This window comes from Micromonospora sp. NPDC005707, assembly GCF_040631005.1.
Taxonomy (GTDB): Bacteria; Actinomycetota; Actinomycetes; order Mycobacteriales; family Micromonosporaceae; genus Micromonospora.
This window is the reverse complement of sequence record NZ_JBEXYR010000012.1, coordinates 1-22,569: the sequence shown is the minus strand read 5'-3', so window position 1 is coordinate 22,569 and position 22,569 is coordinate 1. Positions and strand designations below refer to the sequence as shown.

At 73.2% G+C, this 22,569-nt stretch carries 19 protein-coding genes and 1 pseudogene; 7 read left to right on the top strand and 13 right to left on the bottom strand.

Annotation, left to right across the window (positions count from 1 at the left end; translation table 11 throughout):
• Nucleotides 1-22 precede the first annotated feature (22 nt).
• The 5 genes from ABZ452_RS22995 to ABZ452_RS22975 form a co-directional block, all read right to left on the bottom strand.
• Entirely contained in the window at nucleotides 23-1,237 is a 1,215-nt protein-coding gene (locus ABZ452_RS22995; protein WP_357946368.1) for an OFA family MFS transporter, read from the bottom strand.
• Between the two features lie 119 nt (nucleotides 1,238-1,356).
• Nucleotides 1,357-2,589 (bottom strand): NrfD/PsrC family molybdoenzyme membrane anchor subunit, encoded by a 1,233-nt coding sequence (gene nrfD, locus ABZ452_RS22990; protein ID WP_357946366.1) that lies wholly within the window; start codon nucleotides 2,587-2,589, stop codon nucleotides 1,357-1,359.
• The gene (locus ABZ452_RS22985; protein WP_357946363.1) at nucleotides 2,586-3,629 is read right to left on the bottom strand and encodes a 4Fe-4S dicluster domain-containing protein; all 1,044 of its coding nucleotides are present in this window, start codon (nucleotides 3,627-3,629) and stop codon (nucleotides 2,586-2,588) included. Before ABZ452_RS22985 ends, nrfD begins: the two co-directional genes overlap by 4 nt.
• A complete protein-coding gene (gene fdh, locus ABZ452_RS22980; RefSeq protein WP_357946361.1) occupies nucleotides 3,622-6,894 on the bottom strand; it encodes a formate dehydrogenase in 3,273 nt (1,090 codons plus the stop codon). The genes ABZ452_RS22985 and fdh overlap by 8 nt, the downstream gene beginning before the upstream one ends.
• Before the next feature lie 331 nt (nucleotides 6,895-7,225).
• On the bottom strand, nucleotides 7,226-7,813 hold the full coding sequence (locus ABZ452_RS22975) for a hypothetical protein (protein ID WP_357946359.1): 588 nt from the start codon (nucleotides 7,811-7,813) through the stop codon (nucleotides 7,226-7,228).
• A 304-nt stretch (nucleotides 7,814-8,117) separates the two neighbouring features.
• On the opposite strand from ABZ452_RS22975, the gene ABZ452_RS22970 reads away from it, so the two are divergent.
• Together ABZ452_RS22970 and ABZ452_RS22965 are read left to right on the top strand one after the other, a co-directional pair.
• On the top strand, nucleotides 8,118-8,444 hold the full coding sequence (locus ABZ452_RS22970) for a hypothetical protein (RefSeq protein WP_313720344.1): 327 nt from the start codon (nucleotides 8,118-8,120) through the stop codon (nucleotides 8,442-8,444).
• Nucleotides 8,441-9,094: a nucleotidyl transferase AbiEii/AbiGii toxin family protein gene (locus ABZ452_RS22965; RefSeq protein ID WP_357946356.1), complete on the top strand. Its 654-nt coding sequence runs from the start codon at nucleotides 8,441-8,443 to the stop codon at nucleotides 9,092-9,094. The genes ABZ452_RS22970 and ABZ452_RS22965 overlap by 4 nt, the downstream gene beginning before the upstream one ends.
• 25 nt (nucleotides 9,095-9,119) lie before the next feature.
• On the opposite strand, the gene ABZ452_RS22960 is transcribed toward ABZ452_RS22965, so the two are convergent.
• Nucleotides 9,120-10,022: an SDR family oxidoreductase gene (locus tag ABZ452_RS22960; protein ID WP_357946353.1), complete on the bottom strand. Its 903-nt coding sequence runs from the start codon at nucleotides 10,020-10,022 to the stop codon at nucleotides 9,120-9,122.
• 209 nt (nucleotides 10,023-10,231) lie between these two features.
• Between ABZ452_RS22960 and ABZ452_RS22955 the strand changes: the two genes are divergently transcribed.
• Nucleotides 10,232-12,022 carry a 5'-nucleotidase C-terminal domain-containing protein gene (locus ABZ452_RS22955; protein WP_357946352.1) on the top strand — a complete coding sequence of 597 codons (1,791 nt, stop codon included), beginning with the start codon at nucleotides 10,232-10,234 and terminating at the stop codon, nucleotides 12,020-12,022.
• 63 nt (nucleotides 12,023-12,085) lie between these two features.
• Here the strand turns inward: ABZ452_RS22955 and ABZ452_RS22950 are convergent, their stop codons facing one another.
• Nucleotides 12,086-12,280 carry a hypothetical protein gene (locus ABZ452_RS22950; RefSeq protein WP_357946350.1) on the bottom strand — a complete coding sequence of 65 codons (195 nt, stop codon included), beginning with the start codon at nucleotides 12,278-12,280 and terminating at the stop codon, nucleotides 12,086-12,088.
• A gap of 99 nt (nucleotides 12,281-12,379) precedes the next feature.
• Here ABZ452_RS22950 and ABZ452_RS22945 point away from each other — a divergent pair, with 99 nt between their 5' ends.
• On the top strand, nucleotides 12,380-13,414 hold the full coding sequence (locus tag ABZ452_RS22945) for an NAD(P)-dependent alcohol dehydrogenase (protein WP_357946347.1): 1,035 nt from the start codon (nucleotides 12,380-12,382) through the stop codon (nucleotides 13,412-13,414).
• Here the strand turns inward: ABZ452_RS22945 and ABZ452_RS22940 are convergent, their stop codons facing one another.
• Nucleotides 13,415-14,569, bottom strand: coding sequence for a geranylgeranyl reductase family protein (locus ABZ452_RS22940; RefSeq protein WP_357946345.1), 1,155 nt, complete (start codon nucleotides 14,567-14,569; stop codon nucleotides 13,415-13,417).
• A 149-nt stretch (nucleotides 14,570-14,718) separates the two neighbouring features.
• On the opposite strand from ABZ452_RS22940, the gene ABZ452_RS22935 reads away from it, so the two are divergent.
• The 3 genes from ABZ452_RS22935 to ABZ452_RS22925 all read left to right on the top strand — a co-directional run bounded on the left by ABZ452_RS22935 (nucleotide 14,719) and on the right by ABZ452_RS22925 (nucleotide 18,200).
• The gene (locus ABZ452_RS22935; RefSeq protein ID WP_357946343.1) at nucleotides 14,719-14,955 is read left to right on the top strand and encodes a hypothetical protein; all 237 of its coding nucleotides are present in this window, start codon (nucleotides 14,719-14,721) and stop codon (nucleotides 14,953-14,955) included.
• Between the two features lie 42 nt (nucleotides 14,956-14,997).
• Nucleotides 14,998-16,482, top strand: coding sequence for an MFS transporter (locus ABZ452_RS22930; protein WP_357946340.1), 1,485 nt, complete (start codon nucleotides 14,998-15,000; stop codon nucleotides 16,480-16,482).
• A 95-nt stretch (nucleotides 16,483-16,577) separates the two neighbouring features.
• Nucleotides 16,578-18,200: an alkaline phosphatase D family protein gene (locus ABZ452_RS22925; protein ID WP_357946338.1), complete on the top strand. Its 1,623-nt coding sequence runs from the start codon at nucleotides 16,578-16,580 to the stop codon at nucleotides 18,198-18,200.
• 60 nt (nucleotides 18,201-18,260) lie between these two features.
• Here ABZ452_RS22925 and ABZ452_RS22920 read toward each other — a convergent pair whose 3' ends face one another.
• The 5 genes and pseudogenes from ABZ452_RS22920 to ABZ452_RS22900 all read right to left on the bottom strand — a co-directional run.
• On the bottom strand, nucleotides 18,261-18,809 hold the full coding sequence (locus ABZ452_RS22920; RefSeq protein WP_357946336.1) for a hypothetical protein: 549 nt from the start codon (nucleotides 18,807-18,809) through the stop codon (nucleotides 18,261-18,263).
• Nucleotides 18,810-19,370: 561 nt separating this feature from the next.
• Complete coding sequence (locus tag ABZ452_RS22915; RefSeq protein ID WP_357946334.1) at nucleotides 19,371-20,174, bottom strand: hypothetical protein; 804 nt, start codon at nucleotides 20,172-20,174, stop codon at nucleotides 19,371-19,373.
• A gap of 215 nt (nucleotides 20,175-20,389) precedes the next feature.
• Nucleotides 20,390-21,466, bottom strand: coding sequence for a DUF3626 domain-containing protein (locus tag ABZ452_RS22910; RefSeq protein ID WP_357946780.1), 1,077 nt, complete (start codon nucleotides 21,464-21,466; stop codon nucleotides 20,390-20,392).
• Nucleotides 21,467-21,527: 61 nt separating this feature from the next.
• Nucleotides 21,528-21,992: a VOC family protein gene (locus tag ABZ452_RS22905; protein ID WP_357946331.1), complete on the bottom strand. Its 465-nt coding sequence runs from the start codon at nucleotides 21,990-21,992 to the stop codon at nucleotides 21,528-21,530.
• 11 nt (nucleotides 21,993-22,003) lie between these two features.
• Nucleotides 22,004-22,569, bottom strand: a pseudogene (locus tag ABZ452_RS22900) (transcription termination factor Rho); the annotation flags it as partial.

Sequence of the window (22,569 nt, the reverse complement as noted above, 5' to 3'; positions counted from 1 at the left end):
GGAGGGCGGGAAGCGCACCGGATCAGGGCCCGGGCGTCTGGAAGTGGGGTCGCGCCTCGCCGGGAGCGGTGGGCAGGCGGGTGATCGGCGGAAGCACCAGCGCGACGAAGGCGAGGATGCCGATCACCGTGAAGGGCAGGGTGTAGCTCTTGCCGCTGGCGTCGTAGAGCAGCGCCGTGAGCAGTGGACCCACCACACCCCCGATGCTCCACGCCACGATCATGGCCCCGTAGATGGCGCCGGCGTTCGGCGTGCCGAAGTAGTCGGCGGCGGTCGCCGGCATGGTGCCGAAGCCGCCGCCGTAGGCGAGGTAGACCAGGGCGGCGAGGACGGCGAACAGCCAGAACGCGGAGGCGTGCGGCAGGATCAGGAAGCAGATGCCCTGCAGGACGAGCATGCCGATGAACGCCGTCATCCGGCCGATCCGGTCGGACAGCCACGCCCAGGCCACCCGTCCGCCACCGTTGAACAGGCCCAGGACGCCGACCAGGCCCGCGGCGGTCGCGGCGCTCACCCCGGCGACCGCCTGCGCGGCGTCCGCGGCCTGGGAGATCAGCGCGATGCCGCAGGTCACGTTGAGCGTGAGGATCAGCGTGAGCAGGTACCACTGCCGGGTGCGCAGCGCCTCGCCGAAGGTGTAGACCCGGGTGCCGGCGACCGCCCGGCCGCCGACCGCCGGCGTGAAGCCCGGCACCTGGTAGCCGGCCGGCGGGTCGCGGAAGAACGACGCCCCCAGCAGCACCGCGACCAGGTAGGCGATGCCCAGCGGCAGGAAGACGCTGGTCTTGTGGTCGGTCCCGGCCAGCAGCGCCTTCGCCACCGGTGCGGTGATCACCGCACCGAACCCGAAGCCGGCGACGGCGATCCCGGTGATCAGACCGCGCTTGTCGGGGAACCACTTGCTGAGCATGGCGATCGGCGTGATGTAGGCGGCGCCGAGCCCGATGCCGCCCAGCACGCCGTAGGTGAGCAGCAGCAGCCACAGCTGGTCGCTGGACGACACCAGCGACGCGAGCATGGTCCCGACGGCGTAGAGGATCCCGCCGCCCAGCGCCACCGGCCGCGGCCCGCGCCGGTCCTGGATGCGCCCGCCCACCAGGCTGCCGATGAAGATGGTGCCGATCGCCACCTCGAAGGGCAGCACCACCTCGGCCTTGCTCCACCCGAACTCGGCCTGGAGCGGCTTGTTGAACACACTCCAGGCGTACACGGCGCCCAGCGCGAGCTGGACGAGCACGGCAGCGACGACGAGACCCCAGCGGCCTCGTGTCGGTGGTCGATTTCCCCGCGATCTCGCGGCTGTTGTGGCCATGAGCGGTACCCCCGTATCGGCTCATGGGCCGGCGCCTGTCCTGCCTATCCCCCGTTCGGGCCGGCGCCCGGCCCGCTGACGTCTGGTCCTTGGCTCTCCCGCCGCCGCGCCCGTTCCCGCTGCGGCACCACGGTGTACTTCGGATCCCTGGCCGAGGCGACCCCGCCGCGGAAGATGCCGAACCGGGTGCAGACGGACGCGGCGAGCAGCGCGCCGCCGGCGAGCCCGGAGAGCACCCGGTTGCGGCGCCCGACCAGCGCGCCGACGACCCCGGCGGTCGTGAGCGCCCGCCCGGCGCGCAGCAGCTTCCCGGCGGCGCCGGTCGCGTAGGGCTCGCTGAGCAGACCCAGGCGGTTCTCCACCCGGTGCGCGCCCCACAGCTCCAGCGCCGCGCCGGCCACGGCGAGCCGCCGCGCCGGCCCGGCCTGCCCGGTGGGCGCCGCCAGCAACCCGACGCCGGCCCCGCTGGCCAGCGCGCTGCCCGCGAAGATGACCGGCAGTTCCGGGTACGCCTCGTGCCAGGACGGCACGGCCGTGTCGGCGAGCAGCACCCCGGTGTACGTGGCCAGGGCGGGGGCGGTGACCGCGGCGACCAGCCCGGCGGCGTTCCCGGCGGGCCGCAGCACCTTCCGGCCGAGCCCGAGCACGCCCCGCTCCGGCAGCCAGGGCGCGGCCTCGGCGACCGCCGCGACCCCGGCCGCCGGGCCGAAGGCGCTGAGGATCCAGGTGCCCATCGACATCGGCGAGGTCAGCTTCGCCACCCGCAGCATGTGGTGGAACCGGGAAGGCTTGCCCAGGTCATGGATGAGGAAGAACGTGCTGGCGCTGACCGCCGCGAGGGAGGTGACCCGGCCGGCCCGGCGCAGCGCCGGCCGGCCGGTGAGCTGGCCACCGGCCGCGAGCAGCGAGGACCCGGCCGCGAGCCCGCCGGTGAACAGGTATGCGGCGATGTCCCACTTCCACACGGGCGCCTTCAGGATCGGCCGCCCGTAGTAGGAGGTGAACTCGGCGGGAGGCACGGCCAGCCGTTCCCCGCCGCCCCCGCGCCGACCCCGACGTCGTTCGGCGGGCGGGACGTCGCGGGGCGCCGGCGCCGCCTCGGCGGCCCCCGCGCCGGTGCGCGCCACGCCGGCCCTGTCGCCGGTCGCCCGGCTGCCGTTCGCGCCCGCCTTCGGGGCGTGGGCGCCCGGCTCGCCGGGGCGGGCCGGGCCCTCGGCGGCGAGCCGCTCACGGAAGCGGCGGAACAGGTCGCCGACGGCGGGGCGGTCCGGGCTCACGATGAACCTCCGACGAACGCGGCGACAGCCGCCGCCGCCATGGCCAGGGCGGCCAGCCCCGCGCGCTTCCACATCTTCGGCAGGTCCCGGGTGGTGACCACCGGGTCCGGCGGCAGGCCGTACACCTCGGGCTCGTCGAGCAGCAGGAAGAACGCGCCGTCCCCGCCGACGCCGTCGGCCGGGTCGTGGCCGTAGAGGCGGGCCTCCGGCGCGCCGCGCTCGTGCAGCGTGGCGACCCGCTGCGCGGCGCGGTCCCGCAGCTCGTCCAGGGGTCCGAACTGGATCGACTCGGTCGGGCAGGCCTGCGCACACGCCGGTGTCTGGCCGGCGCCCAGCCGGTCGTAGCAGAGCGTGCACTTCCACGCCCGCCCGTCGTCCTTGCGCTGGTCGATCACGCCGTACGGGCAGGCGGAGATGCAGTAGCCGCAGCCGTTGCAGATGTCCTCCTGCACCACGACCGTGCCGAACTCGGTGCGGAACAGGGACCCCGTGGGGCAGACGTCCAGGCAGGCGGCGTGGGTGCAGTGCTTGCAGACGTCCGACATCATCAGCCAGCGGAAGTCGGTGCGGCTGTCGGCGCCGGTGGCCCGGCCGGGCGGCTGGGCGCCGGGCATGCCGAGGAACTCGGGGCCGGCCGCCATCCGCGCCGCCGCCTCCGGCCTGCCCGGCGGCACCCCCGGGGTCGTGCCGGTGTCGGTGGTCGTGCCGGCGGCGCTCGCCGCGCTCTCCGCGCTCGTCGGCGGGCCGGTCGGGGTCTCCGCGAAGGGCGGGGACCGGTGCCCGGCCGGGCGGGGCTGCTCGATGAACGCGACGTGCCGCCAGGAGTTGGCGGTCAGGGCGCCGGTGTTGTCGTACGACATGCCGAGCAGGTTGAAGCCCGAGTCGGGGACGGCGTTCCACTCCTTGCAGGCCACCTCGCAGGCCTTGCAGCCGATGCAGACGCTGGTGTCGGTGAAGAAGCCCATCCGCGGGCCGGCCTCGACCCAGCCGGCGTCCGGGGCCGGGTCCAGTGGGCCGTAGAGGCTGTTGGCGTCAGGCATGCCCGCCCCTGTCCCGCGCCGCATCGGTGGTGACGATCGGCACCTTCCGGTCCGGCGTCATCCCGGCCCGCCGCTGGTAGTCGGCCACCAGGTCGAGCAGGGCGGGCCCGGTGGGCCGCCGGCCCGGTCGCACGTCGCAGGTGCCGACCTTGCTCTCCTGGATGAGCACGTTCGGGTCCAGGGTGATGCCGATCAGGTCGTTGGCCGAGTCGCCGGTGACCAGGCCCTCGCTGCCGAAGTGGTACGGCAGCCAGATCTGGTGGATCACCCGGCCGTCGACCCGCAGCGGGGTGAGCCGGTCGGTGACCAGCACCCGCGCCTCGATCACCGCCCGGCCGCTGACCATGTGCGCCCAGCCCAGGTGCGCCAGCCCCACCTCGGCGGCCAACTCCGGGGACACCTCGACGAACATCTCCGGTTGCAGCTCGGCCAGGCGCGGCACGGTCCGGCTCATCCCGCCGGCCGTGTGGTGCTCGGTGAGCCGGCTGACCGTGAACACGTACGGGAAGACCTGGCTGTCCGGCTCCGGCGGGCTCGGGTTGATCCGGTTCACCGGGTGGTCGTAGACCTTGCGCGTCGGGTTGGCCTGCTGCCCGTAGAGCGGGTTGCGCATGGGCGACTCGGCCGGCTCGTAGTGCGTCGGCAGCGGGCCGTCGAGCACCCCGGTGGGCGTGTACAGCCAGGCCTTGCCGTCGCCCTGCATGACGAACGGGTCGTCACCGGCGAGGGCCTCCGTGCCGGAGCTGCCGTCCGGCGGCCGGTAGCTCGGCGGTTTCGTCTTCTCGAAGTCCGGCACGTCGTAGCCGGTCCACTGGCCCTTGTCCGGGTCCCACCAGACGTACTTCTTGCGCTCGCTCCACGGCCGGCCCTCCGGGTCGGCGGAGGCGCGGTTGTAGAGGATGCGCCGGTTGGCCGGCCAGGCCCAGCCCCACTCGGCGGCCACCCAGTCCTGCTCGTGCCGCGACTTGCGACGGGCCGCCTGGTTGACGCCGTCGGCGTAGACACCGGAGTAGATCCAGCAGCCGACCGCGGTGGAGCCGTCGTCCCTGGCCTCCGGGAACCCGCCGAGCGGGCGGCCGGTGGCCACCTCGTAGCCGTTGATCTCCTTGAGCACCGCCTCGGCGCTCGGGTCGGCGGTGGGGCCGTGCGTCGGGTAGTCCCAGGTCAGGTCGAGCAGCGCCCGGTCGCGGGGCTTCGTGGAGCCGGCCAGCTTCTCCCGCAGCACCCGGCCGAGGTGGTAGAAGAACCACAGCTCGGAACGGCAGTCGCCCGGCGGCTCGACGGCCTTCTCCCGCCACTGGAGCATCCGCTGGGTCTGGGTGAAGGTGCCCTCCTTCTCCACGTGCGACGCGGCGGGCAGGAAGAACACCTCGGTGCGGCACTCCTCCGGCACGATCTCACCGGTGGCGATCTCCGGGCTGTTCCGCCAGAAGGTCGCGCTCTCGATCATGAAGAGGTCGCGGACGACCAGCCAGTCCAGGTTGGCCATGCCGAGCCGCTGGGCGCGGCCGTGCGCCGAGCCGACGGCCGGGTTCTGCCCGAGCAGGAAGTAGCCCTTCACCTTGCCGTCGATCATGTTCAGCACCTGCTGGTACGTCCCGTGGTCGCCGGTCATCCGGGGCAGGTAGCCGTAGCAGAAGTCGTTCTCCGGCGTGGCGGCGTCACCCCAGTACGCCTTGAGCAGGCTCGCCGCGTAGGCCCGCGAGTTGCCCCAGAAGCCCTTCTGGCCCGGGTGCCGGATGCTGTCCACCCACTCGTCGAACGTCGGGTGGTCGGCGTGGTGCGGCATCGGCAGGTAGCCGGGCAGCAGGTTGAACAGGGTCGGGATGTCGGTGGAGCCCTGGATGCTCGCGTGTCCGCGCAGCGCCAGGATGCCGCCACCGGGCCGGCCCATGTTGCCCAGCAGGGTCTGGATGATCGCGCCGGTGCGGATGTACTGCACGCCGACGCTGTGCTGGGTCCAGCCCACCGAGTAGACCAGCGCGCCGGTGCGCTCCCGGCCCGAGTTCTCCGTCCAGGCGCGGGCCAGCTCCTCAAACTTCTCCACCGGGATGCCGCAGATCCGGGACACCATCTCCGGGGTGTAGCGGGAGAAGTGCCGCTTGAGGATCTGGTAGACGCAGCGCGGGTGCTGCAACGTCTCGTCCCGCTGGGTGTTCGCGGCCACGGGCATGCCGTGCGACTCGTGCCGCAGGCCGGCCGCGGTCTCCCGTTCCTTCGCGGTGTCCTCCGCCACGCGCTGCCGCTCCTGGCCCTGGTACTTCCAGCTGCCCTGGTCGTAGCTGTTCCGCTCGGGGTCGTAGCCGGAGAAGAGCCCGTCGAGGTCCTCGGTGTCGGCGAACTGGTCGGTGACGATCGTGGCGGCGTTGGTGTACGCCACCACGTACTCCCGGAAGTCCAGCTCGTTCTCCAGGATGTACCGCACCACGCCACCGAGCAGCGCGATGTCGGTGCCCGCCCGGATCGGCAGGTACGTGTCGGCGAGCGCGCTGGTCCGGGTGAACCTGGGGTCCACGTGGAAGACCTTGGCGCCGCGCTTCTTGGCCTCCATCACCCACTGGAAGCCCACCGGGTGGGCCTCGGCCATGTTGGAGCCCTGGATGACGATGACGTCAGCGTTGGCGAGGTCCTGCTGGAAGTCCGTCGCGCCGCCGCGACCGAAGCTGGTCCCCAGACCGGGGACGGTGGCGGAGTGTCAAATGCGGGCCTGGTTCTCGATCTGGAGCGCCCCCATCGCCGTGAACAGCTTCTTGATGAGGTAGTTCTCCTCGTTGTCCAGCGTCGCCCCGCCCAGGCTGGAGATGCCCAGCGTCCGGTTGAGCGGACGGCCCTGGTCGTCGACGTCCTCCCAGGTCTCGTCGCGGGCGGCGAGGAGCCGGTCGGCGATCATGTCGAGCGCGACGTCGAGATCCAGGTCCTCCCACTCCGTGGCGTACGGCCGGCGGTAGCGGACCTTGGTCTGTCGCAGCGGGCTCGTCACCAGGTTCTTGCTGGCGGCGCCCTTCGGGCAGAGCCGGCCGCGGGAGATGGGGCTGTCCGGGTCGCCCTCGATCTGCGTGACCTGGCCGTCGGAGACGAAGACGCGCTGCCCGCAGCCCACCGCGCAGTAGGGGCAGACCGAGCGGGCCACGCTGTCGGCGGTCTCGGTGCGCGCGGTCAGCGCCGCCGACCGGGCCGACTGCGCCGCGGCGCCCCGACCGAGCGGGTCGGTGCCGGTGAGCTGCCGGTAGACCGGCCACCCCTGGAGGAAGGTCTTCACACCCATGCGGCACACCCCCTTCCCGCCCGGCGGGTAGCTGACCTTTTGAACACTAGGCCAGCCGAGGAGCGCTCGCGACCCGGGCCGGAAAACAGCGACGCCCCGACCTGTCGGCCGGGGCGTCGCTGGGCGTCGGTGTGCAGGTCGCCTCTCGGCGAGTGGCGCGACGCGGCTCCAGCCGAACGGTATTCCGCGAAGGCAATTTAGGTGAGGCCCGGGGACACTGGACACACCGACGCTCTGCACAACGGTACTGGGTCGCTCGTTCTTCCGCCGGTTCTCGGTGACGGCGGTCACCGGCGGCTGGGACCGGGCCCCGGCCAGCGATCCACGTGGGTCAGCTGTTCCAGTACTGGCCGACGATGTCGGCGGCCTGCTGCTCCCACTGCGCGTACGCGTCCGGGTAGGCCGACACCTGCACGGTCTGCGCGGCCTCGGTCAGCGGCATGTCCTGCCAGCCGTCGACCTGCTTCAGACCCTTCAGGAACGCCAGGGTCGAGTACTCGGGGTCGGTGATCTGCTCCGGCGTACCCCAACCACTGGACGGGCGCTGCTGGAACAGACCCAGCGAGTCATGGTCGTTGGCGTCGCCGAGGTGGCCCAGGTTCTCCAGCTTCGACTCCTGCAGGCTCGTGGCGATCGAGATCACCGCGGCCCGCTCCGGCAGACCCGCCTTCTTCGTCGCGGCGATGATCGCCTTCGCGTTCGCGACCTGCTCGTCGTTGAGGTCGATCTTCGACTGGGCGCCCTGCACACCGTGCGGGATCAGCTTGCCCGCGTCCGGCTTGTCGACCTGCACCATCGCCGCCTCCGACAGCCCCGCCGTCGGCGCCGCCTCGTGATGATTCAGCGGACCGGCCGCCAGACCACCGGCAACCGCCAGACCAGCAATACCCAGCACACTCTTCCGCAGCATCGTGTTCATGGGGGTAGCTCCATTCGGGGGTCGACGCGCAGACCGGCAGGGGCCGGCCGCACGCAAGCACCGTCAGGCGCTCAGAGAAGTCACTCCGGGGGAATCAACGGCGCGCGGGGCGGGGGCCTCTACGCCGCGCCGGACCATGTACAACGACCCCCGACCCCCCACCATTCCGCCGCCAGGATGCCGCCCGTCACAGCCCCGAACCGGACAATCACCCCAGGCGGGGCGGTCAGGTGCGGGGTGGGGTGGTCGGGAGTTGCCAGGTCGGGGCGATGGGAAAACGCCGGACAGGGGTTACCCTGACACCATGTCGGCCACCAGCACCGCGTACCTCGCCCGGCCCGGGCGACCCGCCGTGGTGGCGCGCACCCTCGGCGAGCTCGCCGGCCCCACCCGGGGCATCGTCGAGCTGCCGGTGCGCCTGATGTGGAGCAGCGAGCGCGCCTTCGACCTGGGCGACCCCGACGACCTGCTGTGGATGTACGAGAACGTGCTGCGCGAGACGAGCCGCGTCGAGGACCTGCGCGAGCTGATCCACGGCGGGACGCTGCGCCGCGTGTGGCCGCTGTTGAACCTGCCCCGGGGCGTACGCCTGGCGTGGGAGAGCCGGCACCGGGGCCTGCGCGCCGCGTGACCCACCTGCACGACTTCTACCGGGAGGTGGCCCGGGTGGCCCTCGCGGCCGCCGGGCCGCACCGGTTCGTGCTGGGCGGCGGGGTGGCCTGGGCGGCGCACGGCCTGGTCACCCGCCCGACGGAGGACGTCGACCTGTTCGCCGACGTGGAGGGCGCGGCCGCGGCAGCGGCGGCCGGAGTGCGCGCGGCGCTGGAGCGGGCCGGCTACCAGGTGGCCGACGCCGATCCGGGCAGCGAGCTGGGCGAGCTGTTCGACGGCTACGACCGGGACCTGCGGGACTTCGTGGTGAGCCGGGACGGGCGGCAGATCCGGCTCAGCCTGGCCCGGCTCGACCGGTACCGCAGCCCCGTGGTCATGGACCTGGGCCCGGTGATGGACGTCCGGGACCTCATCGCCAACAAGACGGCCGCGCTGGTCAACCGCCGGGAGGTCCGCGACTACATCGACGTCTCGGCCGCGCTGGACCGGTACGCCGTGGCGGAGCTGCTGGAGCTGGCCCGGCAGGTGGACCCGGCGCTGGACGCCGACGACATCCGGGAGGCCGGGCGCTACCTGGACCGGGTGCCGGACCGCCGGTTTGCCCGCTACGGCCTGGACCCGGGCCAGGTCGCCGAGGTCCGCCGCCGGATGGCCACCTGGCCGCGCTGACCGCACGCGCCGCCGGGCGGCCACCTCACTTGGTGGGCCTACCGCCGGTGACGCCGAGGATCTCGCCGGTCACGTAGCTGGATTCCTGGGAGGCGAAGAAGACGTACGCGGGGGCCAGCTCGGCGGGCTGACCGGGGCGACCCATCGGCGTGTCGGTTCCGAACTGCTTCACCTTCTCCTCGGGCATGGTGGCCGGGATCAGCGGCGTCCAGACCGGGCCCGGCGCCACGGCGTTGACCCGGATGCCCCGGTCGGCCAGGTTCAGCGCGAGGGCCTTGGTGAAGTTGGCGATGGCCGCCTTGGTGGTGGCGTAGTCCAGCAGCTGCGGCGACGGGTCGAACGCCTGGATCGACGAGGTGTTGATGATCGCCGAACCTTCGGGCAGGTGCGGCACGGCCAGCTTGCAGAGCCAGAACATGGCGTACACGTTGGTCTTGAACACCCGGTCGAACTGCTCGGTGGTGATGTCGAGGAGGCCCTTGTCCTGCGACATCTGGAAGGCCGCGTTGTTGACCAGGATGTCGATGCCGCCGAGGTCGGACAGCGCCCGCTCGATCAGGCTCCGGCAGTTCGCCTCCTCCCGCACGTCGCACCGGACGGCGACGCCCTTGCGCCCGGCCCGCTCGACCAGCGCCACCGTCTCGCCGGCGTCCGCCTCCTCCTCCTCGCCCAGGTAGGAGATCAGCACGTCGGCGCCCTCCCGGGCGTAGGCGATCGCGACCGCCCGGCCGATGCCGGAGTCACCGCCGGTGATCACCGCCCGCTTGCCGGCGAGCCGGTCGCTGCCCCGGTACGACTCCTCACCGTGGTCCGGCTTGGGACCCATCTCCCGCTCGGTGCCCGGCGCCGACTGCTGCTGGCCGGGCTGGCCCTGCCGCTGGCCGTACTGCCGGGTGGGGTCCTGCTGGGTGTACTGGTCCTCGCTCACCGGGTCTCCCTCGCACCGTCGTCGTCCGTCCCCTCGGCCCTACCCGGGGGTCGGGGGCGGAAACGGGCCGCCGTGCGGTGTTACGCCATGGGGTCCCGTGGCGCTGGTGGTGTGAGATACCTCTGGGCAATGTGGCGTCTGTGACAGCTGGTCGTTATGGTGCGCAACGGCGCCCACGAGGCGCGTCCACCCCCATGGAAGGGCACCTCATGACCTCCTCCTCCGGCGCCTCGCGCCGCCAGGTGCTGGCCGTCGCCGCCGCCGCCGCGACCGCCCCCCTGATCGCCGGCGCTCCCGCCGAGGCCAAGCCGAAGCCGCCGAAGACCTGGGACCTGACGGTCCTCGGCACGTCGGACACCCACGGCAACGTCTACAACTGGGACTACTACCGGGACGCCGAGTTCGACGACAGCAAGCACAACGACGTCGGCGTCGCGAAGCTGGCCACCCTGGTCAACCAGATCCGCGCGGAGCGCAAGGGCAGGGCGACCCTGGTGCTGGACGCCGGCGACACCATCCAGGGCACCCCGCTGGCCACCTACTACGCCAAGCAGGAGCCGATCACCAGCACCGGTGAGACGCACCCGATGGCGAACGCCATGAACGTGCTGAAGTACGACGCCGTCACGCTGGGCAACCACGAGTTCAACTACGGCCTGCCGCTGCTCGCCACCTGGATCGGCCAGCTCGGCTTCCCCGCCCTGGCGGCGAACGCGATCAACGAGAAGACCGGCAAGCCGGCCTTCCTGCCGTACGTGATCAAGGAGGTCGACCTCGGCGGGCACGGCGCGCCGAAGCTGAAGGTCGGCATCCTCGGCCTCACCAACCCGGGCGTGGCCATCTGGGACAAGGCCAACGTCGAGGGCCGGCTGGTCTTCGCCGACATGGTGGCCACCGCCGCCAAGTGGGTGCCGGTGATGCGCGAGCGCGGCGCCGACCTGGTCATCATCTCCGCCCACGGCGGCGACAGCGGCACCTCCAGCTACGGCCCCGAGCTGCCGAACGAGAACCCCGTGGCGCTGATCGCCGAGCAGGTGCCGGGCATCGACGCGATCCTCTTCGGCCACGCCCACAACGAGGTGCCGGAGAAGTTCGTCACCAACAAGGCCACCGGCGCGCAGGTGCTCACCTCGGAGCCGTCGAAGTGGGGCCAGCGGCTCACCCGGATGGACTTCACCCTGACCCGGGAGAAGGGCCGCTGGAAGGTCGCCGGCAAGGGCTCGACCATGCTGAACACCAACACCGTCGTCGAGGACCCGGCGGTGCTCGCCGCCGTCCGCGGCCAGCACACCAAGACCGTCGGGTACGTGAACCAGGTCGTGGCGCAGTCGGAGGTGGAGCTGTCCACCGTCGAGTCGCGGTACAAGGACACCCCGATCCTGGACTTCATCAACCACGTCCAGGCCGAGGTGGTCACCGCGGCCCTGGCCGGCACCGCGTACGCGAACCTGCCGGTGCTGTCGCAGGCGTCGCCGTTCAGCCGGACCGCCGTCTTCCCCGCCGGCGACGTGCGGATCCGCGACGTCGCCGGGCTGTACGTCTTCGACAACACCCTGGAGGCGGTCGTCATGACCGGCGCCGAGGTGAAGGCGTACCTGGAGTACTCGGCGAAGTACTTCAAGACCTGGGCGGCCGGGGTCACCATCGACCTCGACAACATCAACGACCCGACCGTGCCGGACTACAACTACGACGTGATCTCCGGCCTCGACTACGACATCGACATCGCCAAGCCGGTCGGGCAGCGGATCACCCGCCTGGTGCTGCCGGGCACCGACACCCCGGTCGCCGCGGACGCGCAGTTCGTCGTCGCGGTCAACAACTACCGGCGCAGCGGTGGCGGCAACTTCCCGGGCATCGTGAAGACCCAGGTCTACAACCAGCAGCAGGAGATCCGCCAGCTGCTCATCGACTGGGCGCAGGCCAAGGGCGTCATCCGGCCGGCCGACTTCTTCGTCGACAACTGGAAGCTGGTCCGCGACGGCGTGCCGGTCTTCTGATCCGTACCAATCACGACGGGCCCCGGGTGCCGCACCCGGGGCCCGTCCGCGTCCACGGACCGGTCAGGCGCCGCCGGCGCGCAGGTCCCACTCGTGCTGACCGCCGGTCGGGTCGGGCCGGTCCCGGCGCGGCTCGGTCTCGCTCTCGGTCGACTCCACCCGGTCCTCCGGGCGCACCGAGGGCGGCAGTTCGCCGAAGCGGACGTGCCGGAGGAACGCGTACTCCTCGTCGGTGAACGACTCGCGCGGCTCGCTCATGACCGCATTGTGCGCCCGCCCGGCCACCTGCCGCATCAATCGATCCGGTCGGGGTAAGCCGCCGCGACGATTCGTCCGGCGACAAGGTGGGGGGCGACCATGCGCGCGGTACGGATGACCGCACCCGGGGTGCTGGAGCAGGTGGAGGTACCCACCCCCACCGCCGGGCCGGGCGAGGTGCTGCTGCGCGTCGGCGCGGTCGGCGCCTGCCACTCCGACCTGCACATCCTCGACGCGCCGGCCGGCCTCTACCCCGTCCCCATGACCCTCGGGCACGAGATCGCCGGCACCGTCGACCAGGTCGGACCCGGCGTTACCGGCTGGACCGGCGGGGACCGGGCGGCGGTCTACGGGATCATCGGGTGCGGCCGCTGCCGGGCCTGCCTGCGGGGCGCGGAGAACCAGTGCCGGGTGGTGCCGGTCGGCGGCATCGGGCTCAGCCGCGACGGCGGCCTGGCCGAACACGTGGTGGTGCCCGCCTCCCGGCTGCTGCACACCGGCGAGCTGGACCTGACCCAGGCGGCCCCGCTCACCGACGCCGGGCTGACCCCGTACCACGCCGTCGAGCTGGCCCGGGAGCAGCTGCGCCCCGGCACCTCCTGCGTGGTGATCGGCATCGGCGGGCTGGGCCACATGGCGGTGCAGATCCTGGTCGCCACCACGGCGGTGCGGATCATCGCGGTGGACACCAGCGTCGCGGCCCTGGACCTGGCCAGCCGGATGGGCGCGCACGAGGTGGTGCAGGCCGGGCCGGACAGCGTCGACCGGATCCGGGCTCTGGTGGGCCCGCCGCCGGACGGCGCGGACGTGGTGCTGGACTTCGTCGGCGCCGACCCCACGGTCACCACGGCCCGGCAGGTGGTCGCCACCGGCGGTCGGGTGCTGCTGGTCGGCCTGGCCGGCGGCACCCTGCCGGTGCGGCCGGTCGCCGACGAGCCGCCGACCGTCCCGCTGGAGACGTCGGTCGAGGTGCCGTTCTGGGGCACCCGGGCGGAACTGCAGGAGGTGATCGCCCTGGCCCGGGCGGGGCAACTGCAGGCCGACGTGCAGACCTTCCCGCTGGCGGACGCGCCGGAGGCGTACGAGCTGCTGCGGCGCGGAGAGATCCACGGCCGCGCGGTCGTCGTGCCCTGACTAGCGTGCGCCCTCGGCCTCGCTCGGCCGCCGGGGCGGCAGCCGGTCCAGCAGGGCCAGGCCGGCTCGCACCGGGCGGCGGGCCAGGACGTCGCTGAAGCTGGCCCGCCCCTGGCAGAACCGGACGAACATCCGCCAACCCGGCGGGGTCGCCAGCAGCGCGTGGAACACGTCGGGCCGCCGCGTGAAGACCTCCAGCAGCCGGTGCCCGGCCCGCATCTCCGGCACCAGCCGCAGGCGGACCTCCCGCTCGTAGGCGTCGAGGTCGCCGCCGGCCACCGCCTCGCCGGCCAGCCGGCCCGACCGCAGGGCGAAGCTGATGCCCTCCCGGCTCCACGGCTCCAGCAGGCCCGCCGCGTCGCCGGCGACCAGGACCCGGCCATGGCGCAGCGGCGAGTCCTCCGCCCGGCAGCGCGTCAGGTGCCCCGAGTCGTGCTCCGGGGCGACCCCGGCCAGGCCCAGCCGGGCCACGAAGTCGCGCAGGTAGGCGCGGGTGCGGTCGCCCTCGCCCCGGGCCGCGATGACACCGACGGTGAGCCGGTCGCCCTTCGGGAACACCCAGGCGTACGAGCCGGGGACCGGGCCCCAGTCGATGAGCACCCGCCCGCGCCAGCGGTCCTGCTCGGCGGGTGGGACCGGCAGCTCCAACTCCAGCCCCAGGTCGACCTGGCGCCACGTCACCCCGACGTGCCGGGCGGTCACGCCCGACGAGCCGTCGGCGCCGATCACCGCGCGGGCGCGTACCGTGTCGCCGTCGGCCAGCCGCAGGCGTACCTCGTCGGGGTCCTGCTCGACGGCCCGGACCGCGACCCCCTCGCGGACCTCGGCCCCGGCGGCGACGGCGGCGGCGCGCAGCCGGTCGTCGAACTCCTCCCGGCGGACCATGGCCACCAGCGGCGCGGAGTGCCGGCGGGTGAAGCCGCGTCGCCCGTCCCGGGTGAAGTCGATCCGGTCGACCCGGTCGTGCGCGGGCACCTCGATCCGGTCGGCGATCTCGGTCAGCGAGGTGCCGATCAGGCCGCCCCCGCAGGTCTTGTACCGGGGATGGGTGGCCCGCTCGACCACCAGGGTGCGGACACCGGCCCGCGCCGCCGCGTGCGCGGCGGAGAGGCCGGCGGGGCCGCCACCGACGACGACGAGGTCCCAGATGATCACGGGAGCAGCCTAGGCCACGGCGCCGACCCCCCGCCCGGCACGCGCCGGCCACGACCCCCCGAACGGGTGGGCATCATCGGACGCCGCCCGGGTAACCGCCGGGCGCAGACCGCCCGCCGGTCGGGCGGTCCACGCCGAGGAGGGAAGCGATGCAGCAGGTACAGCTGTCTGCGATCGAGGAACGGGTGTACCAGGCGGTGTCCGCGCTCGAGGTGCGGGGGCACGTCCCCTATCCGGACCTGATCGCCCAGGAAGCCGGAATGACCGAGGAGGAGCTCCGCGAGCCGCTGCACCTGCTCACCGAGCGGGGGCTGCTGCATCGGGAGGACTCCCCGATGTCCGGGCTCGACTTCGGACCGCGGTGGTGCGCGCGCCAGATGACCTGACATCGTCGTTTGCCCCATCGGGGGCCGGGTAGCGATCGAAGAATGCGTGATCGACGGTCCACGGGAGGCACGATGAGCACGGACCGGTCGTCGGCGCCGGCGGACACCGGCGGGTCCGACGACCGGCGCCGCTGGAAGGCCCTCAGCGTCGGCCTGGTCGCGGCATTCATGACCCTGCTGGACGTCAGCATCGTCAACGTCGCCGTGCCGTCGATCGACCGGGCGCTCCACGCCACGCCCAGCGACCTGCAATGGGTGCTGTCCGGCTACGCGCTGACCTTCGGTCTGGTGCTGGTGCCGGCCGGCCGGTTCGGCGACGCCCGCGGCCGGCGTACCGCGTTCGTGGTCGGGGTGGCGCTGTTCACCGTGACCAGCGCGCTGGCCGGGCTGGCCCGCTCGCCGGAGTGGCTGGTCGTGGCCCGGCTGGTCCAGGGCGCCGCCGCCGGGGTGGTCAACCCGCAGGTGAGCGGCATGATCCAGCAGTTGTTCCGGGGCGCCGAGCGGGGCCGGGCATTCGGCCTGCTCGGCGCCACCATCGGCATCTCCACCGCCGTCGGCCCGCTGCTCGGCGGGCTGCTCATCCAGCTCGGCGGGGAGGAGCACGGCTGGCGGTGGGTCTTCTTCGTGAACATCCCGGTCGGCATCCTCGCCGTGGTGCTCGGCTGGCGGCTCATTCCGGCCCGCCCGGCCGGCCAGCCGGACCGGCACCGCCTGGACCCGATCGGGGTGCTGCTGCTCGGCCTCGGGGTGACCATGGTGCTGCTGCCGCTCGTGCAACGGGAGCAGTGGCGCGGCGCCGGCAAGTGGGCGCTGATCCCCGTCGGCCTGCTCTTCCTGGCCGGCTTCGCGTTCTGGGAGCGGTGGTACGGCCGGCACCGGCCGCCCCTGTTCGACCTGCGGCTGTTCCGGCTGCGCTCGTACACCCTGGGATCGCTGATCGGCCTGGTCTACTTCGCCGGGTTCACCGCGATCTTCTTCATCTTCACGCTCTACCTCCAGGTCGGCCTCGGCTACAGCGCGCTCGCCGCCGGCCTGGCCATCACCCCGTTCGCGCTCGGCTCGGCGGCCGCCTCGGCCGTCGGCGGCCGGGTCGTCACCCGGTTCGGCCGGCCGCTGGTCGCCGCCGGCCTGCTGGTGGTCGTCCTCGGCCTGCTCGCCACCGTGTGGGTGCTGCGGAACGAGCCGCGGCACTCCGTGCCGCTGCTCCTCGCCGTGCCGTTCCTGCTCGCCGGGCTGGGCAGCGGACTGGTCATCGCGCCGAACCAGACGCTGACCCTCTCCGAGGTGCCCGTGCCGCAGGCCGGCAGCGGCGCCGGCATGCTGCAGACCGGGCAGCGGATCGGCTCGGCCGCCGGCATCGCCGGTGTCGGCGCGCTGTTCTTCTCCACGCTGAGCGACAGCCGGGGCGACTTCACCGTCGCCTACCGGCACTCGCTGCTGCTGGCCGTCGCGATCATCGCGCTGGCCCTGGTGGCCGCGCTCGTCGACGTCGTCGCCGAGCACCGCCACTCCGGCGACCGCTCCTGATCCGCCCGCGAATTGAGAACCCGCGCGGAACAGCTTGCGAATTCGCCGCCCGGAGGGGTGCGCCGGAGACGTAGACGGCGGTAGATACATGGGTCATGACGAACACCCTCGACCGTCGTACCCTCCTGCGTCTCGCCGGTGCCTCCGCCGGCACCGCCCTGCTGGCCGGCGCCACCCTCGCCGGCCCCTCCCCCGCCGGCGCGGCCACCGCCGCGTTCCGGCACGGTGTCGCCTCCGGTGACCCGCTGCCGGACGGGATCCTGCTCTGGACGCGGGTCACCCCGACCCCCGACGCCCTGCCCGGCTCCGGCGCCGGCCCGGACGTGGAGGTGAGCTGGCAGGTCGCCACCGAGCCCGACTTCCGCTCGCCCGTCGCCGCCGGCACGCTGACCACCGGGCCGGACCGGGACCACACGGTGAAGATCGCCGTCTCCGGCCTCGCCGCCGCCACCACCTACTGGTACCGCTTCGGCCACGGCGGCGCCTGGTCGCCGACCGGCCGGACGATGACCGCCCCGCCCGTGGACTCGGTCGTCGACCGGCTGCGGATGGGCGTGGTGTCCTGCGCGAACTGGGAGGCCGGCTACTTCGCGGCCTACCGGCGGCTGGCCGACCGGGGCGACCTCAACCTCGTCGTCCACCTCGGCGACTACCTCTACGAGTACGGCACCGGCGAGTTCGCCGCCGCCGGCCGGGTGGTCCGGCCGACCCAGCCGGCGCACGAGGTGCTCACGCTGGCCGACTACCGGATCCGGCACGCGCTCTACAAGACCGACCCCGACCTGCAGGCGCTGCACGCCGCCGTGCCCTGGGTGATCACCTGGGACGACCACGAGGTGGCCAACGACGAGTGGTCCGGCGGCGCCGAGAACCACACCCCGGGCGCCGAGGGACCGTTCGCCGACCGGCTGGCCGCCGCACGGCGGGCGTACCTGGAGTGGATGCCCGTGCGGATCGGCGCGGACGGGTCCATCTACCGGCGATTCCGGTTCGGCCGGCTGGCCGAGCTGTCCATGCTGGACCTCCGCTCGTACCGGTCGGCGCAGGCCTCCGGCGCCGACGTCGACGACCCGAACCGGACGATCACCGGCGACGCGCAGATGACCTGGCTGAAGGCGGGGCTGTCCGGCTCCGCCGCGCGGTGGAAGCTGGTCGGCAACCCGGTGATGATGGCCCGCCTGGACGTCGGCGCGCTGCCGTCCTGGCTGCTCGGCCCGCTCGGGAAGCTGCTCGGCATCCCCGAGAACGGCGCGGTCCTCAACGCCGACCAGTGGGACGGCTACAACGCCGACCGCAACGAACTGGTCAACCACCTCCGGGCCACCGGCACCCGGGACGTGGTCTTCCTGACCGGGGACATCCACACCTCGTGGGCCAACGAGGTGACCACCCGGACGACACTGTTCGAGCCGGCCGCCGCGGAGTTCGTCGTCCCGTCGGTGACCAGCGACAACGTCAACGACTTCCTCAGGCTGCCGGCCGGGAACCCGCTGAGCCGGCTCGGCGCGGGGCTGCTCCGCTCCACGAATCCGCACGTGCGCTGGGCCGAGCTGGACGGGCACGGGTACGGGGTGCTCGACGTGACTCCGCAGAGCTGCCGGATGGACTGGTACCACCTCACCGACCGGACCAGCGACACCAGCGCCAGCCGGTGGGTGGCGGGCTGGTCGGTGGGCACGGGCTCGTCCCGCCTGCGCGCCGAGAGCGCCCCGGCCTGATCCGGATACGCCGCTGGCCGGCACCCCGCTCGGGGGTGCCGGCCAGTGTTCGTTCGGCTGTCAGCTGTTCCAGTTGTGGGTGACGATGTCGGTGGCCTGCTGCTCCCACTGGGCGTAGGCGTCCGGGTAGGCCGAGACCTGCACGGTCTGCGCGGCGTCGGTCAGCGGCATCTTGTCCCAGCCGTCGACCTGCTTGAGGCCCTTGAGGAAGGACAGGGTGGAGTACTCGGGGTCGGTGATCTGCTCCGGCGTGCCCCAACCCGAGCTCGGGCGCTGCTGGAACAGGCCCAGCGAGTCGTGGTCGTTGGCGTCGCCGAGGTGGCCCAGGTTCTCCAGCTTCGACTCCTGCAGGCTCGTGGCGATCGAGATCACCGCGGCCCGCTCCGGCAGGCCGGCCTTCTTCGTCGCCGCGATGATCGCCTTGGCGTTGGCCAGCTGCTCACCGTTCAGCTCGATCTTGGACTGGGCGCCCTGCACGCTCACCGCGACCGGCGTGGTGCCCTGCACGGGGGCGGCGTCGGCGTGGGCGGCGACCGGACCGGCGAAGATGCCACCGGTGAAGGCCAGACCAGCAATACCGAGCACGCTCTTACGCAGCATCGTGTTCATGGGGGTAGCTCCATTCGGGGGTTGGCGCACACGCGGGCCGACGGGCGTCGGCTCTGCTGGTGTGCGCAAGCACCGTCAGGCGCTCAAGAAAGTCTTGGGGGATCCGGCGCGCGGGGCGAAGGCCTCTTCGTCGCGCCGGGACCATGTACAACGACCGGCGGGCCACCGTCATTCCCGGCCGGGCAGCCCCGCCTCGGCGGGCTGTCACGCGGGGGGCTGTCACGCGGGCCAGTCACCCCGTCGGGCGGGGCGTGGTCCTCGGTCGTTCACCCGGATACAACGACCCCCACCCGCCGGCCATTCCGCCGCCGGGATGCCGCCGGTCACCCGCGAAACGGACACCGCACTCAGACCCGGACGGCCGGTGGAACGCCATGGAGGTATCCGGGCGCGGGAGACATACATGAGGTTCCCACTCAGCGACCGAGGCCGCCTGCGAACCGGACAATCCGCCGACACCGGTCGGTGGAACGCCGTGGCACCCGGGCGGCGGGAGGTCGGGACAGACGGAAGCGGCCGGCCCCCGTGTCCGGGGCCGGCCGCTTCGCGGGTCTTGTCATGTCACCAGAGCTGCTGGACGATGTCCGCCGCCTGCTCCTCCCACTGCGCGTACGCGTACGGGAAGGCGGACACCTGGACCGTCTGGGCCGCGGCGGTCAGCGGCAGGTCCTGCCAGCCGCCGACGTTCTTCAGCGCGCCGAAGAACGCCTTGCTGGCGTAGTCCGGGTCGGTGACCTGGTCGGGCGTACCCCAACCGGACGACGGGCGCTGCTGGAACAGGCCCTCCGAGTCGTGGTCGTTGTACGTGCCGAGGTGACCGAGGTTGTACAGCTTCGACTCCTGCAGGGAGGTGGCGACGCCGATCACGGCGCCCCGCTCCCCCACACCGCTCTCCTTGGCCGCCTTCACGATGGCCTTGGCGTTGTCGAGCTGCGCGTCGTCGAGCGGGATGCGCGACTGGGCGCCCTCGACACCGTGCGGGATGAGCTGCTCCCGGTCGGGCCGGTCGGCCTTGGTCGGGACCTTGTCACTGCCGGTGGTCAGGCCGGACTTCACCGTCTCGGTGCCGGTCTTCTTGCCGGTGGCCAGGCCGATGGCGGCCAGGGCCCCGGCGTGCGGGCCGCTGGTCACCGGGGCGGCGACGGCGGTGGGGCCGAACGCCAGCCCGCCCAGGCAGGCCACGCCCGCAACGGTCAGCGCGGCGCGGCGGTTCGGGCTGGTGGCGAGGGCGGTCCTCGCGGCGGCGGTCTTCGCGATGGCGGTCTCGGCGATGGCGGAGTTCGCCACGGCGGTCCGGGTGACGGCGGCCTTCGCCACGGCGGTCTTCGCGATGGCGGGGAGCCATCGAGTGAAGTGCTGCTTCACGATGGATGCCCTTTCGATCGTTACGACGCGCTCCGGGGTGAGCGCCCCTCGGGGGAACTACTCGTCGGTACGGGTTTGTGTTCCGGCGGTACGGGGGACACAACCAGCTCGACCAGTCGGGCATTCCGGAAATGCCCGCTCCCGCTGGAGCTGCGGTCCAGCTCACCCGGGATTCCGGACGGCCGTGACGGCAAGGACAACCCGATGGAAACGGTCTAGACGGCCGACGGGACGCCGAACCGGACCAGGACGTGCCAGAGCTGCTTGAGGTGCTGCAGCGTCACCTCGGTCGGGCCGCGGTCGGCCCAGCGTTGCGGCTCGCGCACCACCGAGGCGGCGGCGCGGCCGATGAGCGCGGCATGCACCGGCTCGCCGGGGCGGGCGAACTCGGCGTGCACGCGGGCGGCGAGCGGCGGGATGGCCGGCCCCCGGAACTCGGCGTCGACGCCGTCGACCGGCAGCTCGAACCCGGTGTGCCAGCAGAGCGCGAAGCCGTGCCGCCGGGCGATCCCGGCGAGGATCGTGCCCTCCTCGGTGCCCCGGAACGACGGGTCCACCACCACGGCCTCGACGTCCCGGGCGAGGCTGACCTCACCGTGCACCTGCGCCTCGATGTAGTCGTCCAGTGCCCGGCCGGCCGCGTCGGACGCCCGCTCGCGGCGGCGCAGCAGCGTCTGCAGGAGGGTGCCGGTGTCCATGCCGGCCACGCCGAGGCTGATCCCGGTCGTGGCGGTGGCCGCCAGCAGCGCGGCGAGCACGGGCTCGAACACGGTGAGGGTGCCGAGGTCCTTCGGCTCGGTGTGGCTGTCCCCGAAGCTGAAGGTGGCCCGCGCGAGCGCCGCGGGGCGCAACCGCAGGTGGCAGGAGCCGAACCGGGGGCAGGCGCCGTCCGGGTGGTCGAGCAGGTTGAGGCCGCCGTACTTCGGCCGGTCCGCCGGGGGCACGCCGGGCCGCTGGTACGCCCCGCCGAACAGCTTTTCCTCCCAGCGGTCCCGGTCGCCGCCGGGGAAGGCGGTCAGCCCTCCGTTGGAGACGCCCGTCTCGAACTGGCTGCGGTAGACGCCCTCCTGGTCGAGCGCCTCGGCGACCGTCCGGCCGTCGCGCAGCAACCGGTCGGGGTGGAAGTTGAGGGTCAGCCGGCCGTGCGCGGCCACCGCGGCGAGGATCTCCTCGGCGCGGTACGCGGCGCCGGAGCCGGCGAGGTGCCGGGCGATGACGGCGAGCGCCGCCGGCCGGTCGCGCAGGGCGACGTCGCGGACGTGCCGGAGGGCGGCGGCCTGCGCGGGGGTCATCGTCACGTCGGGCACGGGCCCGAGTATCGCGGGGCCGACGGGCGGCGCGCCACGGGGATTCTCAGCCGTCGGTGCCGAAGCCGTCCAGGGTCTCCCGCTCGGCCGGGCTCCGCAGCTCCTCGAAGACGGTGAGGTGCAGGCCAGCCGGGCCGTCGAGGCGGGCGTTGAGCGACTGCCACGGGGTGACCGTCGGCGGGGCGACCTCGGTGGCGCCCGCCGCGACGAGACGCTCGGTGGTCGCGCGACTGTCGTCCACCTCGAAGGCCACCCGCAGCCGGGGCGCGACCTGGCGGCCGACCTCCACCTCGTCGATCATCCGCTTCTGTGCGGGGTTCGCCAGCTCCAGCGTGGCCCGGCCCGCTTCCAGGATCACCACCCGGGCGCCGTCGCCACCCGAGTACGCGGCCTGCTCGGGCAGGCCCAGCGCGTCCCGGAAGAAGGCGACCGCGGCGTCGTAGTCCTCGGCCTCCACGACCAGGCGCAACTGGCGTACGGTCGGCGGCCCGTCGGCTCGGGGAGCGTCCATGACCGCAGATCCTAGCCGCGGGCCGCGGCACCGAGGCGGGCCAGGAAATGCGCGTTGCCGCCGCTGGCGGCGAGCTGGCGGAGCAGCTGGTCCAGCGCCGCCTGCCGGTCCAGCGTGGACAGCGCGGCACGCAGGGCCCGCAGGCGCTCCCGCTCGACGCCGGTGAGCAGCAGGTCCTCGCGGCGAGTGCCGGAGGCCCGCACGTCGACGGCGGGGAAGGTGCGCCGGTCGGCCAGCGCCCGGTCCAGCCTCAACTCGGCGTTGCCGGTGCTCTTGAACTCCTCGAAGATGAGGCTGTCCGCGGCGGACCCGGTATCGACCAGGGCGGTGGCGATGACGGTCAGGGAGCCGCCCTCCTCGAGCGTCCGGGCGGCGGCGAGCAGCTGCTTGGGCGGGGTGAGGGCGGCCACGTCGATGCCGCCGGAGAGGGTGCGGCCGGCCGAGCGGACGGTCAGGTTGTAGGCGCGGCCCAGCCGGGTCAGCGAGTCGAGCAGCACGACCACGTCGTGGCCCAGCTCGACGAGGCGCTTCGCCCGCTCGATCGCCAGCTCCGCCACCGTGGTGTGGTCCTGCGGCG